Annotated in this window: 13 protein-coding genes and 2 tRNA genes; 6 read left to right on the top strand and 9 right to left on the bottom strand. The window is 57.1% G+C overall.

Features of this window, described 5'->3' with window-relative positions:
* Positions 1 to 811: 811 nt before the first annotated feature.
* From K0B93_RS01750 to K0B93_RS01735, 4 genes are all read right to left on the bottom strand, one after another.
* On the bottom strand, positions 812 to 3,451 hold the full coding sequence (locus tag K0B93_RS01750; protein WP_219865543.1) for an AAA family ATPase: 2,640 nt from the start codon (positions 3,449 to 3,451) through the stop codon (positions 812 to 814).
* Positions 3,448 to 4,569 carry a metallophosphoesterase family protein gene (locus tag K0B93_RS01745; protein ID WP_219865542.1) on the bottom strand — a complete coding sequence of 374 codons (1,122 nt, stop codon included), beginning with the start codon at positions 4,567 to 4,569 and terminating at the stop codon, positions 3,448 to 3,450. Before K0B93_RS01745 ends, K0B93_RS01750 begins: the two co-directional genes overlap by 4 nt.
* A gap of 183 nt (positions 4,570 to 4,752) precedes the next feature.
* Positions 4,753 to 4,826: transfer RNA gene (locus tag K0B93_RS01740), tRNA-Cys, on the bottom strand.
* A gap of 68 nt (positions 4,827 to 4,894) precedes the next feature.
* A tRNA-Gly gene (locus K0B93_RS01735) sits at positions 4,895 to 4,970 on the bottom strand.
* Positions 4,971 to 5,157: 187 nt separating this feature from the next.
* On the opposite strand from K0B93_RS01735, the gene K0B93_RS01730 reads away from it, so the two are divergent.
* The 4 genes from K0B93_RS01730 to K0B93_RS01715 are packed head-to-tail and all read left to right on the top strand — an operon-like array spanning position 5,158 to position 8,752.
* Positions 5,158 to 6,324 (top strand): MlaE family ABC transporter permease, encoded by a 1,167-nt coding sequence (locus tag K0B93_RS01730; protein WP_416383186.1) that lies wholly within the window; start codon positions 5,158 to 5,160, stop codon positions 6,322 to 6,324.
* Between the two features lie 6 nt (positions 6,325 to 6,330).
* Complete coding sequence (locus tag K0B93_RS01725; RefSeq protein ID WP_219865541.1) at positions 6,331 to 7,158, top strand: ABC transporter ATP-binding protein; 828 nt, start codon at positions 6,331 to 6,333, stop codon at positions 7,156 to 7,158.
* Between the two features lie 5 nt (positions 7,159 to 7,163).
* Positions 7,164 to 8,102 (top strand): MlaD family protein, encoded by a 939-nt coding sequence (locus K0B93_RS01720; protein ID WP_219865540.1) that lies wholly within the window; start codon positions 7,164 to 7,166, stop codon positions 8,100 to 8,102.
* Positions 8,099 to 8,752: an ABC-type transport auxiliary lipoprotein family protein gene (locus K0B93_RS01715; protein ID WP_324123939.1), complete on the top strand. Its 654-nt coding sequence runs from the start codon at positions 8,099 to 8,101 to the stop codon at positions 8,750 to 8,752. The genes K0B93_RS01720 and K0B93_RS01715 overlap by 4 nt, the downstream gene beginning before the upstream one ends.
* Here K0B93_RS01715 and pgsA read toward each other — a convergent pair.
* The 4 genes from pgsA to K0B93_RS01695 all read right to left on the bottom strand — a co-directional run bounded on the left by pgsA (position 8,710) and on the right by K0B93_RS01695 (position 12,118).
* Positions 8,710 to 9,258: a CDP-diacylglycerol--glycerol-3-phosphate 3-phosphatidyltransferase gene (pgsA, locus tag K0B93_RS01710; RefSeq protein ID WP_219865539.1), complete on the bottom strand. Its 549-nt coding sequence runs from the start codon at positions 9,256 to 9,258 to the stop codon at positions 8,710 to 8,712. The two genes, K0B93_RS01715 and pgsA, sit on opposite strands and share 43 nt — an antisense overlap.
* A 7-nt stretch (positions 9,259 to 9,265) precedes the next feature.
* Positions 9,266 to 11,125 (bottom strand): excinuclease ABC subunit UvrC, encoded by a 1,860-nt coding sequence (gene uvrC / locus K0B93_RS01705; protein ID WP_219865538.1) that lies wholly within the window; start codon positions 11,123 to 11,125, stop codon positions 9,266 to 9,268.
* Positions 11,109 to 11,768, bottom strand: a complete 660-nt coding sequence (gene uvrY, locus K0B93_RS01700; protein WP_219865537.1) for a UvrY/SirA/GacA family response regulator transcription factor — start codon at positions 11,766 to 11,768, stop codon at positions 11,109 to 11,111. The genes uvrC and uvrY overlap by 17 nt, the downstream gene beginning before the upstream one ends.
* A gap of 98 nt (positions 11,769 to 11,866) precedes the next feature.
* Entirely contained in the window at positions 11,867 to 12,118 is a 252-nt protein-coding gene (locus tag K0B93_RS01695) for a hypothetical protein (protein ID WP_219865536.1), read from the bottom strand.
* A gap of 303 nt (positions 12,119 to 12,421) precedes the next feature.
* Between K0B93_RS01695 and K0B93_RS01690 the strand changes: the two genes are divergently transcribed.
* Together K0B93_RS01690 and K0B93_RS01685 are read left to right on the top strand one after the other, a co-directional pair.
* Entirely contained in the window at positions 12,422 to 13,126 is a 705-nt protein-coding gene (locus K0B93_RS01690; protein WP_219865535.1) for an AzlC family ABC transporter permease, read from the top strand.
* Positions 13,119 to 13,457, top strand: a complete 339-nt coding sequence (locus K0B93_RS01685; RefSeq protein WP_219865534.1) for a branched-chain amino acid transporter permease — start codon at positions 13,119 to 13,121, stop codon at positions 13,455 to 13,457. The genes K0B93_RS01690 and K0B93_RS01685 overlap by 8 nt, the downstream gene beginning before the upstream one ends.
* On the opposite strand, the gene K0B93_RS01680 is transcribed toward K0B93_RS01685, so the two are convergent.
* Entirely contained in the window at positions 13,454 to 13,858 is a 405-nt protein-coding gene (locus K0B93_RS01680; RefSeq protein ID WP_219865533.1) for a DUF1330 domain-containing protein, read from the bottom strand. The two genes, K0B93_RS01685 and K0B93_RS01680, sit on opposite strands and share 4 nt — an antisense overlap.
* Positions 13,859 to 13,976: the final 118 nt, after the last annotated feature.

Below are 13,976 nucleotides of genomic sequence, written 5' to 3'. Positions count from 1 at the left end.
CAGTGGCCAATTAGGCCTGCAGAGACCTTTAAGACCAGTTGACATCCCTACTTCAATTCCAACCAACTGTTACCAATGGCGCACTCATCACGTTCCTATACCGAAGAAAGTGTCCCTGAAAAAAAATCGAGCTTCTATATCAGTCTTGTGATCGACAACCAGTGTTTCGCTTACTACGTGGACAAAAATGCCCATCACTCCGCTCACTACTTGCGCGCATCTGTTTAGCTTTGAAATCTGAGCCTCACATTTCCACAAAGAAACACAGCCAATATTTTTTCAATATGGGCTTTGAATTTTCCTAAATGCCTACTTTTTTGTGCCTCGACATCTGCGTTTCCGAACTGTCCTAACGTTATAACCGCTTGCGTTAGTTACGGCAAATTCGAGTCTGTTAATTCACGTAAATACATCAGAAAATCAATTTTTTAGAGCTAGATTTTAGCGCCTTCTACCCAAACAAATTTTTCATTATTCCGTACAGATTCACCATCAGACCGGTAGGCACACAGGCTTCCACCGTGCTTGCCGGCTACGCTGTAATCCAAGCGTGCGATATGGTCACTGAGAGGTGCCGGCTCGCCACTCCTCCAATAGTAACCAACGAATACCGGTTTTTAACCGTCGTAACCAGGGAGCAGGGGTGCCCCTCTAGGCTTGTCAGGAATTTTTTCAATTTCCTCTCCCGCAACCATCGCCAGATCACGCTAGGTTCGCTTACCGGAACGCCACCACTGAGAGCGTTTATCGGTTCGTTTGTTACCGCCTTTGTCATGGAGCTGCGCCGCGTCAGTCAAAGACTTTTTAGGTTCTAAGTCCCCAACTCCTTCGACGCCTGAATATCCACAGGCGGCACCCCCAAGTCCTGCCACTTCTCCGGATGGCAGGTAAACAGCAGTATCTGATGCCGGCTGGCCGCATCGAAGAGGATCCGTTTCATGTCTTCCAGGCGGTCGCTGTCAGTGTGCACCAGGGTGTCGTCCAGGATGACCAGCGTTGGCCTTCCGGCTTCCCGCAGCAGATCGGCGTAGGCCAGACGGCTGATCAGGCCCATCTGTTCCCGGGCGCCAAAGCTCAGTTCGGTGATCAGCCCAAGCTCGGTGCCCCGGCTGAAGGTGCCGGGCCGTAGCTGTTCATCCACTTCCAGCGAGGCTTCCGGGAAAAGCACAGAGAGATAGTGGTTGAGGTTCTTTTGCAGGGGCGCCTGGAGGCGGCGTGTCAGGGCCTGGCGTTTTTCGGTGAGCAGATGGAGCAGTAGATCCAGCGCCTGGGCGCGCCGGTGCAGTTCCTCGTAGCGGCGATTGCACTGGTCGAATTCCGCCTCTTTCTCATTGAGCTGTTCTTCGAGCCCCTCCGCGCCCCAGGCTTCCAGCCTGACTTTGATATCGCGCAGTTCTCGCCCCCGGTTCTCCTGGGTTTGGCGCAGCTGGTTGACCGCATTCTGGTAGCGCTCGATGTCCTGTCGGAGAAATTCTGGGCGGGCATCGCGAATTTCCCGTTCGCGGCGCTCGAGGCTGGCTTCCAGTTCGGCCTGCTGCTTTTCGAGGTTTGCCAGATCGGTGGTTATCTGGCGAAGTTGCTGTTGGCGTTCCGGGCTCTTTTCTTCATCCGCCAGCCGCTGCCATTCCGTTTTGGCATTGTCCCGGGCCTGCTTCAGGGCCGACAGCCTGGACTGATGCGCTCGCTCATCGGATTCCGCTTTATCCAGGGCGGCGCTGGCCTGGTTAAACGCGGCCTCGGCTTCCTCCAGGGTGGGAACTGTTTCGTTCGAGTCCGGTTTCGGCGTGGATTCCAATTGTTTCCTGGCCTTTTCCAGTTCGCTTTCGGCCTCGCTTTGTTCAAAGACAAGTTGCTCGAGGCCTGCCGGGGCCACGGTTTTGAACAGATCTTCCGCGTGCTTTACGACACTTTCGGCACTTTCGAACGCGGAAAGACGATCCTCTGCCCGTTTCACCGATTCCACGCCAAGGGTCTTCAGCTGTTCTTCCAGGTTTTCCTCGAGCGCTTTGAGCTTCCTCCGGGTGCTGGCCAGTTCTTCCCCGCCGGGTGTTATGCCCAGGGTGCCCACACCGGGAATAACCAATGTCGATTCTTCCAGCAGCTGCTGTTCGCCTTGCCCGACAAGCGGTTCGTTGTTCAGCGTCAGTGATGCGTCAGCGTCCAGTTTCCAGCTCAATCGGGTGGCGATGGTCTGTGAACGAATGGTTTCTTCGTTCAGTTGACTCCCGGTTGCTCGCAGTTTTTTGACCAACTCTGAATCGATCCGGTTTTCCCTGGCCTGCTGCCTGGCTTGCTCCAACTGCCGTTGGTATTCCCTGGCTTTGGCGAGGTTCTGGCTGATCACTTGTTGTTGCTGTTCAAGCCGTCTCAGATCCTGCTCCAGCCGCTCCCGGGTTTGCAGCAAACCCGAGAGTTTCCGTTGCTTTTCCGCTTGCTCGTAGGCGGTTCTGGCTTCGGCTAAACGGCCTGTGACGGCCGGCGTTTGTGCTTGAGCCACGGAGAGGTCATGCTCAGCGCGATCCAGCTCTGCCTTTCGGCTCTCCAACTGGCGACTGAGCCCTTCCAGATGCTCTTTGTTCTGCTGCAACAATCGATGGTTTTGCTGCTGCTGGGCAAACGTGGCCTTCTCCTGGTTTTGCTCCTGCTCCAGTCGTTCAACCTTTTGATAGCGCGCCCGGGCTTCCTCCAGATGGCGTTGAGCGTCTTCCCAGGGCCGCTCGGCTTCCGCCTGCTCATAGTCCTGGGTCAGTTTGCCAAGCCGGTCGACCTGTTCCTGGTATTTATGAACTCGCTCCTTCAGCTCTTCGATTTCAAGTTGGTGCTGGGCGCGGTCTTTTTCCAGTTTCAGATAATCGCCCCGGGGCTTGCCGGTTCCGGTCAGCAGGATGTCCCGCTGGCTGCGGACGGTCTCGATCAGGTCATCGCCCCCGGAACTGGCCACCTCTCCGACCATGGAATTCAGGGCGGATTTCAGATGATCGCCGGCGTGTTCTATAGCCTGTTCGATGTCCTGCCCGGTGCCCTGCTCGACCCACAATAGTCCCGGTATGCCCCAGTGCTCGGCTTTGCTGGCGCCACGTTTCGGGTACTGGTAGCCCAGCAGTTCAGCCAGTTTTTCTTCCGCATCGTCTTCACTGTAGGACTCGGTGCCAACAACCAGGTCGCAGCGTTTACGCTGCAGAAAGCTTTTGGTGAGCCGCCAAGCGCGGTTGTCGTGCTCAAAATCCAGCTCAATGGTGGGCGCCGCGGCGGAGTCGCCCCACGGGCGCAGGTCGTCCACGGCTGTTGACCGATAGCGTTCGAAAAACGCAGCACGGATGGCCCGTACCAGCGTGCTTTTACCGGACTCATTGGGGCCGTGAATCAGGTTGAGGCCCGGCTGCAGGTTGTCCAGAACAAAGGGTTTGCGGAACTGGCGCAGCTGTTCAATGCGCATTCGCTGCAGCTTCATTGCCCCGCCTCCTGTTCACGCTCACGCAGTAACCCCGCCAGGATTGCCAGCGCATCCCGGGCGGAGTCATCCTGCGCGTCTTCTTGCCGATCGCGCAGGCTCTCAACTACTTCGCCCACGTAGCCATCGGCCTTCAGAGCCGCGATGTCTTCGTCGGTCGGGGCAAGCTGAAGCCCACTTCGCTCGCAGCGAAGGCTGCGGAATCGTGCTTCTGCGACCGACAACGCCTTCAACAGGGTTTCCTCGCCGGCCAGGGTCACCGAGCCTTCAAGGCGCAGATCAACAACAGCAGATTCGGGCAAGGTGTTCAAACGTTCCAGCAACTGTTCAAGATCGGACTGAACTGCGAGAGTTTCCCGCCATTGGTGCCATTGATACCGCCCGGTTGGTAGTTGAGTCACTGTTGGGGTTGCCCCTGGCTCGGACACATCAACGATCAGGGCATTGCCCGCTTCGTTGTTGCGAAACCGTTCCGGCTCGGGCGTCCCGCTGTACCAGGTGCGCTCATCAATCTGTTTGGTGCCGTGCCAGTCGCCCAGGGCGAGGTAGTCGAGCCTGCTGGCTTCAGCACGGTTCGGCGCGATGGGGTTGGTGGAATCAATCTCGTCCGGCAACAGGCCCTGGACACTGCCGTGGGCCAGGCCGATTCTGATGGAACCTTCCGGCGTCTCGTAACCGTTGAAGGGCGCGGTCAGATCACCATAGGTGTGGCGCTGGGTCAACGGCGCGCAGAGGACGCTGAGGCGCTCGGGTTCCAGACTGATCACGCCGGGCTGAAGCGCGAGATGTACATTCTCCGGTACCGCGCCCAGGCGCTGGGCTCTCGTCCACACGCTCTCGGCGAGTGCGGCGTCGTGGTTACCCGGAAGCATGACCCAGGGTCCGACAAATCCCTTTGTGGCGTTGAATACCCGCCGAATGGTGCGGTCGGACACCGTTTGTGCATCAAAAACGTCACCGGCTACCAGAACCGCATCGCAGTGATGCTCATTGGCCAGCCGTGCAAGCGTTTCAATGGCCTCGAACCGGGCCTCGACCAGGGCCGCACCGTCTTCCGTTTCGAAACGGGTAAACGCCCGGCCCATCTGCCAGTCTGCCGTATGCAAAAACTTTGGCATTTTATCTTCCTGAGAGATCTGGGAATTTTCGCGCCATTCTAGACTACCCGCGAACACTTTACAGATGCGATGCGACAAACAAAGTCGTCAGAGTTTCAGGGAAACAGGTCAGGACCGACCAAACGTCGACAGACGCAAGCCAGTGAAGGAATGCTTGGGTGGAGTAACTACATGGAGAAATAATGGAGGCGCGGGTCGGAATCGAACCGGCGTACACGGAGTTGCAGTCCGCTGCATAACCACTCTGCCACCGCGCCGGTAAAAGTCCATCAGGAATCTTCGGACTTTCATGCTCTCAGGTGGGCTGTGAGAGACTGTGTTGAGTTGGAGCGGGAAACGAGATTCGAACTCGCGACCCCAACCTTGGCAAGGTTGTGCTCTACCAACTGAGCTATTCCCGCTTGGTCAACGAGGGCGTATTCTACGGATTCGGCCGTTTTCGTCAACCTATTTTTTCAACTTTATGTTTTATATCGATTTCTGACCAATATTTGTTCGACAGGTTACATAGCCCTCACTGGCAGATACTCGCAGGAGTCTCTAAGCTTGTGAATAGACGGTAAAACAAACAATGGATTGTCAATTAACGTGACCAGCCCCGCCAGTGAGGAAAACCCTGTGTTCGCGGCGAGTGCTTCAACCCCCGGTGAAGCTGTCGTGGACGGCACTTCCCTCGTCATTCGTGGCGACTGGACGCTGTCCGATTATGAGCACCTTAAAGGGGTCGTCTCTTCCACGTTAACGAACCTCTCCCGCATCAAATCGTTCAACCTGTCCGGCCTGGGACGACTGGATACCGCCGGGGCGTCTCAACTGGTTTCCCTGCTTGGCGCCGATCGCCTTCATGACCTGGCTTCCCGGGAAGGCGCTGTTTCCCCTGAAAAGTCGGCGCTGCTGTGTGCCGTCTGTTCGGCCATGGCGAATCGTCCCGAGCCAGAGCTCGCTCGGGTTTCCAGGTTGACCCGTTTCCTGGCCGAAACCGGCGAGAAGACCGACGGAATCTTTCAGCTCCTCAAGACCCTCAACGGTTTCATAGGCCAGACATTGGCGACCCTTTTCTGGGTACTGCCACGACCCTGGCGCTGGCGCATCACACCTTTTGTGGCTGCCATCCAGGAAACCGGGCTCAACGCATTACCGATCGTAGCGCTGCTTACCTTCCTGGTGGGCGCAGTCGTCGCGTTCCTCGGTGCTACTGTACTCGAGAGTTTTGGTGCGACCATCTACACCGTTAACCTCGTCACCTTTTCATTCCTGCGGGAATTCGGTGTGTTACTGGCCGCGATCCTTCTGGCCGGCAGGACCGCGAGCGCCTTTACCGCCCACATCGGCGCCATGAAGGTCAACGAAGAGCTTGATGCCATCCGGACATTGGGCCTCAATCCCATTGAAATTCTGGTGCTGCCCCGGGTGCTCGCAATGATGGTGAGCCTCCCGATCCTCACCTTTGTTGGCATGATCGCAGGTATCGCTGGAGGCGCTGCTGTCTGTGCCCTGTCACTCGACATTTATCCTGCACAGTTCTTGGCCATTGTCGAACGGGACACAGAACTCCGCCACTTTCTTGTTGGACTCTCAAAGGCACCGATTTTCGCATTCCTGATCGCTATCATCGGCTGCCTTGAGGGATTCAAGGTCAGCGGTAGCGCACAATCGGTTGGCGAGCACACCACCTCAAGTGTGGTTCAGTCCATTTTCATGGTAATTCTGTTTGATTCGATCGCCGCGATGTTCTTCATGGAGATGGGGTGGTAAGCGCTTATGAAACATCACCAGCTTGAACCGCATCCTGACTCCGTGGGTGAAACCGTTATCCAGGTGCGAGGTCTGTGCAACCAGTTTGGAACTCACGTGATTCACAAGGATCTGGACCTCGACCTGATGAACGGCGAGATTCTCGGCGTGGTCGGTGGATCCGGAACCGGTAAGACGGTTCTGCTGCGAAGCATCGTTGGGCTTAATCCCCCCTCGTCCGGCCATATTCGGGTGTTCGATAAAGACCTTGAACAATTACCGCCCAGGCAACGTTCCCTGGTCGAACAACGACTCGGCGTTCTGTTCCAGGGTGGCGCGCTCTTCACGTCGCTGAACCTTCAGGAAAACATAGCCGTTCCCCTGATCGAGCATGCCGGGCTGAGCCGTCCGGAGGCGGAACGCCTGGCCCGCATGAAACTGGCACTCACGGGTTTGCCGCCCGAGGCGGCCCTTAAATATCCAGCGGAACTGTCCGGCGGCATGGTCAAACGTGCGGCACTGGCACGGGCCCTAGCCCTGGACCCGGAAGTTCTGTTTCTGGACGAACCCACTGCGGGTCTTGATCCGATTGGCGCGGCCGCCTTCGACCGCCTCATTGTGACCCTTCGGGATGCCCTTGGACTCACAGTCTTTCTGGTGACTCACGATCTCGACACCCTGTACGCAACCTGCGATCGGATTGCGGTGCTGGCGCAGAAAAAAGTCCTGGTGGCGGATCGGCTGGAACGGGTTGCCGCCACCGATGACCCATGGATACAGGACTATTTTAATGGCCCCAGGGGACGCGCCGCACAAAACGCGTTCGAGGCCCACTCACCCAGGTCCCAGGAGTAAACACCATGGAGCCAAAGGCCCACCACGTGATTATTGGCTTGTTTACGGTTACGGCGTTTGCCGCAGCGCTTGGTTTTGCCCTCTGGCTTGGCAAGTCCACAGCCGATCGGGACTGGGCCTACTACGAAATCGGTTTTGACCACCCGGTGAGCGGACTTTCCGAGGGTAATCCTGTGCTCTACAGCGGTGTCCAGATAGGTGATGTTGTTGAAATGAAACTGGATCCCCAGGACCCCAGCCACGTCCGCGTGCTGATTCGTGTCGATCAGCAGATTCCGATACGGGAAAACACCCGGGCAGGCCTGGTGCTGGCAAACATTACCGGGAGCATGAGCATCCAGTTCAGTGGCGGCAGCCCGGACAGTCCCGCACTCAAAGGTGACCGACAAAACCCTCCGCTGATCATGGCCAAGCCCTCTGCGTTCGATAGCTTGCTGGCCAACGGCGAGGACCTGCTGCAAAAAGCCGATTCGCTGCTGGCCAACGCCAACCGAATGTTTTCTGATCAAAACACCGAGAATCTTACGATCATTCTTGCAAACACCCGGGAAGCAACGGATGCCTTGCTTGCCCAGAGGGATTATCTGGACGCGCTACTTGAACGACTCGACTCCGCTGGCAAACGGGCGGGCGAAGCTGCTGTCAAAGTAGCCATGGTGTCGGACAATGCCAACGCCATACTACAGAATGAGGGCCGCGCCGCGCTGACTTCACTGGATGAGGCACTGCAAACCCTTCAGGCGACCTCCTCCCGCATTGACAGGCTGACCCGGGAGAACGAGGGTGCGATGGACTCAGGTCTTCAGGGCATGGGCGAGTTGGCGCCGGCGTTGCGGGAACTGCGCAGCACACTGCGAAACCTCAATCAGTTCACGCGCCGGCTCGGGGAAGACCCCACTCGCACCCTCTGGGGCGGTGAAACCATGAAGGAGCTGTCACAGTGACCGGAATTCTGCATTCGTTGACGATGACCACGGTGCTGCTGACCGCATTAGTCGGATGCACCGTATTCCCCACCCCGGAGCCTCCCCGGGTCATGGATTTCGCTGTGCCCGATCCGACCTTTCGGGCGCCGGAAACACGCCCTTACTCGTTTCGCGTGGATACACCCTATGCCTCGGACCCGTTGAGCAGCAACCGGATTCTGGCCAAGCCCACGCCCTGGGAGTTTCAGGTCTACGACGGAGTCCGTTGGCGGGATACCGTCCCGGTCATCGTACGTGACTTGCTGGTAAAGACCATTCGGGCCAGCGGCGGCTTTGAAAACGTCATCAGTGACACCAATCCGGCCGATGCCGACTGGACTCTGGTCATCGAGTTGTCTGCGTTTCACACCGAAAATAATGCCGAGACGGTGACCGCGGTGATTGAGCTGCATGGTCAGGTTATCGATAACCGATCCCGTGCCACCCTGTGTTCCGACAGTTTCCGGATTGAACAACCGGCGGAAGGATCCGACATCGAAGCGGTGGTCAAGGCGTTCAGCCAGGCCGGTGAACGGCTCTCTCAAACCATCACTGAGTGGGCAGCCCGGTGTAATGGAGCGGCAAGTCAGGAAGCAGGAAACAGGTCCGACCAAGCCGCTTTCAGGTAAAGCCCCATGGACCAGAGCGTCAAGCCAGCGGCGACATACAGCAGCGCGATGGCAACATCTGACCACACGACGCCCGGAGGAAAGGCCAACAGGCCAACAATGGCAGCCATCTGGGCCGTGGTCTTGATCTTGCCAATGTAGGACACCGCCACGCTGGCACGACTCCCCATTTCGGCCATCCACTCCCGAAGCGCCGAGATCACGATCTCCCGCCCGATAATAACGGTCGCGGGGATAGTAAGCAGAATCGCTGCATGCTCCTCAATCAAGACCGCCAGGGCCACAGCCACCATCAGCTTATCGGCCACCGGGTCGAGAAACGCCCCAAATGGAGTGCTTTGATCAAGTTTCCGGGCCAGATAGCCATCGAGCCAGTCCGTGAGTGCCGCCAGGGCAAAAATGCAGGCACTTACCAGATAACTCCATTCCACAGGCATGTAAAAAATGATCACAAAAACCGGGATCATGATAATGCGGGAAAGAGTGAGAATGTTGGGTAAATTCATGCTGTCCTTAATCGTCATGCAACGCTGCGTAGATGTTTTCCGCCAATGACTTGCTGATGCCTTGAACCTTGGTCATCTCATCCACACTGGCTTTGCGGAGTTCCTGTATCCCACCAAAATACCGGATCAGATCACGCCGTCGTTTGGGGCCGACGCCCTCGATGCCTTCGAGGGTCGACTGACGCCGCTTTTTATCCCGACGGGCCCGGTGGCCGGTAATCGCGAACCGGTGCGATTCGTCACGAATATGCTGGATCAGATGCAGTGCCGGCGAGTCGGCAGGCACCCGGAAGACATCGCCGGTCATGGCATCGATCAACTGTTCCATGCCCGCTCTTCGGGTAACGCCCTTGGCAACACCGATCAGCGGTATATCCGAAATCCCGAGCTCGTCAAACACTTCCCGGGCAATATTCAACTGGCCCTTACCACCGTCAATAAAAACCAGATCGGGACGTTTGCCCTCCCCGGCTACCATGCGCTTGTAGCGACGGCTCAAAACCTGTCGCATGGCCGCGTAATCATCCCCTGCGGTAATATTTTCGATGTTGTACAGGCGATAGTCACTTTTCAAGGGGCCATTTTCGTCGAAAACCACGCAGGATGCGACGGTATTTTCCCCATGGCTGTGGCTGATGTCGAAACATTCCATACGGGACGGCGTTTCAGCCAGCTCCAGCAAGTCGCGCAGCGCCAGCAACCGACGGTAAACCGTCTCCTTACTCGCCAGATGAGTCAAAAGGGTCTGGCGGGCGTTAGTCATGGCCAGTTCCAGCCAGCGCCGGCGTTCACCTCTGACGTTGCCACGAATCCGCGTTTCCCGGCTGGCCGCCTCTGACAGCGCTTCCGCCAACAGCTCCTGCCCGTCAACGTCGACCGGGACCAGGATGTCCCGGGGAATTTCCCGACGGGTGTTGCCGCCAAAATAATACTGGCCAAGAAACGCGCTTAACAACTCTCCTTCGGTTTGTTCTATGGAATAGCGGGGGAAATAGTCCTTGGTGCCGAGCACCCGGCCACCGCGCACGATAATCACCACAATGCACACGATACCGGCATCCTGGGCAATGGCAATCACATCGGCGTCCCCGCCTTCACCATCAACGGACTGCTGCTCCTGAACATGGCGCAGGTGATTGATCTGGTCCCGGTACGCTGCGGCCTTCTCGAACTCAAGGTTCTTCGAGGCTGCCTCCATGGCGTTCATCAGATCATGAAGAATTGCAGGGTTCTTGCCTTCCAGGAACATTGTGGCGTGCCGAATATCCTCCTGGTAGTCCTCCGGACTGATGTACTCGACACAGGGCGCTGTGCAACGATTGATCTGATACTGCAGGCAAGGGCGGGTTCTGTTTCTGAAATAGCTTTCACTACAGGATCTTATGCGGAAAACCTTTTGTAGTACGTTAAGGCTTTCCTTGACTGCTCCGGAGCTTGGGAAGGGCCCGAACCAGGTTCCGCCACCCTTTTTCGTTCGCCCTCGCCGAAAGGTCAGCGAGGGGTAGTCGCTATGAGACGAGAGGTAAATATAGGGGTAGGATTTATCGTCCCGAAGCAGGATGTTATACGGTGGCCGAAGGGACTTGATCAGGTTCTGTTCAAGCAGAAGTGCTTCGGTTTCGCTTCCGGTGATGGTGACCTCTATGGACGAGATTTTGGCCACCAGGGCTTCGGTTTTCGGCGCCAACCCGGTCTTGCGGAAATAGCTGCTCACCCGCTTTTTCAGGTTTCGCGCCTTGCCCACGTACAGCACCGAACCGTCTTCATCGTACATACGATAGACGCCGGGCCGTTCTGTGAGCTGCTTCAGGAAGTTCTTGCTGTCGAACTCCGCTGGATAACTGGCGGGCTCAGACCTTGTCGGCATCAAGCAACCCGAGCCGGACGGCCATCAGGGCCAACTCAACATCGCTGGAAATTTCCAGCTTCTCGAAAATGCGGTACCGGTAGCTGTTCACCGTTTTCGGGCTCAGGCACAGCTTGTCCGAAATGTCCTGAACTTTCTGGCAGTCCACAACCATCATCGCAATCTGCATTTCACGCTCGGAGAGCCGCTCAAAGAGGGACAGCTCACCGTCGTCTTCCCGGTCACCACTCAACTGCTTGAGCGCCATTTTCTGAGCGATTTCAGGGCTTATGTAGCGCTGACCGGAGTGGGCCATGCGAATAGCGCGCACCATCTCTTTTATGTCGGCGCCCTTGGTGATGTAAGCCGTCGCCCCGCTCTGCATAACGCGGGTCGGATAGGGATCGTCAGCGCAGGCCGTCACGACAATCACGCGCACGGAATCATCAATCCTGAGGATGCGGCGGGTGGCTTCCAGACCGCCGATCCCGGGCATCCGAATGTCCATCAGGACAATGTCTGGTTGTTCCCGGCGGACAAAATCAATGGCATCCTCGCCGGAGGACGCCTGCCCTATGACTTCCAAGTCGGGGTTATCCGCCAGCATCCGGGTAATCCCGGAACGCACCAGCTCGTGGTCATCGACAACCAATACCCTGATCAAAATTCACCTCGTACACGGACTACGGGAAAACTGAGGGAGTGTACCGGGTACCTTAGCATCCGGACAGGATTAACCCTAACTTCTCCTTAGACAATACCTCAAGATGGCGCACCCAGCCCAGCGGTATTCTCCACCGGGTCAAACCAGACGACCAGGTCGCCTCGTTTGACTGCGGTCCGCACCCGGCTTCGTTCAGCCAGGGGGTGCTCAGTATCGTTGAGCCCATGGTACCGGGTGCAGTACTCATCAACCAGCCCGTCAATCTGGTCTTCCGTCAGTAATTCACTGTCAACAATGAATTTTTCCTGTCGGGGGTCCGGTTGGGGCTGAAAGGCTGCGTCGTCGGTCATGGGTCCTCCTGTCTTGTCGGACATGGTAAGGACTATGGTCGGGCGAGAGAAGCCTTTTGTTCCGAAATCGGCCGTCCCAGGTGCTAAGCGGCATCATTGCCGGTTTTAAAGTGGGCAGTTAACTGACGCATGGTCAGAGCATCCCTCCGCAGGGCCTCGCTGGCGGACCGGGTATTCTCAATGTTTGCGCCCAGGAAATCAGCGCTTTCATCCAACATTGCAGACCTACGTCCGACCCGGGATCGCTTCAAAAACCGGCCTCGATTGCCTATCATCCCCCGACTCACGAAAGGTTGGACGCTAATGAATCACTCCGTTTTCAGGCTCACACTGCCCATCCTGTTTGGCTATCTTCCCTTGGGTATGGCGTTCGGGGTGCTTTTCGCCACCCAGCTGGACTTCGCCTGGTGGATTGCCCCGTTGATGGGGATCCTGATTTTCGCCGGCGCCGGGCAGATTCTGGCCGTCAGTCTGCTGGCCGCCGGCGCGGGACTCGTGGAGGTGTTCGTGGCCATGTTCGTCCTGAACGCCAGGCATCTGTTTTACGGCCTGTCTCTTCTTGGGCAATTCCGGGGCGCGGGCTGGCGCAAGCTTTACCTGATCTTTGGACTGACCGATGAAACCTATTCACTTCTGACCAGCCGGCCTCGTGGGGCCGACAGGGCATACGAGCAAACGGTGGATTTTCGCATTACCGCTTTCAATCAGAGTTACTGGGTGATCGGCTGTACCCTCGGTGCGGTCCTTGCAGACAATGTGGTATTTGACAGCACCGGGATCGAATTCGCTCTGGTTGCCCTGTTCATCGTCCTGACGCTGGAGCAGTTCAAGGCGCTCGGAGACAGCTTCCCAATCTGGACCGGCGCTGCGGCGGCGGGCACCGCAATGGTGGTCATACCGCCGGCGCACCAACTGATCGGCGCAATCGGCATTGTCACCATGGTATTGCTCTTACATTACCGGAGGTCGGAAGCCAGACGTAAAGACGGGGAGGTCAGTCATGGATGAAACGACGTACATTGCCGCGTTCATAGCTGTCGCGGCCGTCGCAACGTTCGCGACGCGGGTGATTCCGTTCCTGTTTTTTGAACGCCACACTGACCATCCACTCGTCCAGCATCTAGGGCGCTACCTACCGGCCTCAGTAATGGCTCTGCTGGCGGTGATATTCCTCCAGCGCTCGGCGAGCTGGACCGGATCCGTGCCGGGCCTAGACGCCCTGGTTCCCGGACTTCTGGTGGTCTGCCTGCACCTGTGGCGAGGCAATGCTCTGCTGTCCATCGCCGCAGGTACCGCCAGCTACATGATGTTGAAGCAAACCGGGATACTGGGGGCCTAAGCCCGATCCTCCAGATTGGCTACCAACCGGGAATCCTGAACGGCGGCGGTACGATGCTTCACGACCCCCTTATAATCGGGACTTTCAATCATCGCCATAAACGCATCAATCGACGGGTAGCGAACCAGAAGAACCTGATCCCAGGATTCATCAGGCGGCGCAATCAACGAACCGACGCTGTGCCCGGACCAGATCACTTCCGCACCAACAGCCTTTACGCAGGCAGCGGCCTCTTGCATATAGAGTGTGTAAGCTTCCCAGCCTGACCGTTCAGGTGACTCGTCAGTGTAGTTGGCTCGATCCCGGAACCTCAGGAGGTTTAGCATGACCACGGGTTGGTCTTTGGGGGTATCCGCAAGCACTTTCTGAAGTTGCTCGTGGGTGGGATTTATGGCTTCCATCCTGATCCTCTAATTTTGCAGCATCCGGCCATCACTATATCCCAGCCCGGGTGCTGGGGCGAAAGCGATTTCATTACCTTTCGTTCAGGCTGCCCCTTTTGTGATGATAGTTTACTAC

This window comes from Marinobacter sp. F4218 (assembly GCF_019443085.1).
Taxonomy (GTDB): domain Bacteria; phylum Pseudomonadota; class Gammaproteobacteria; order Pseudomonadales; family Oleiphilaceae; genus Marinobacter; species Marinobacter albus.
The sequence above is the reverse complement of the archived record's forward strand: the minus strand, read 5'-3'. Positions and strand labels throughout refer to the sequence as shown.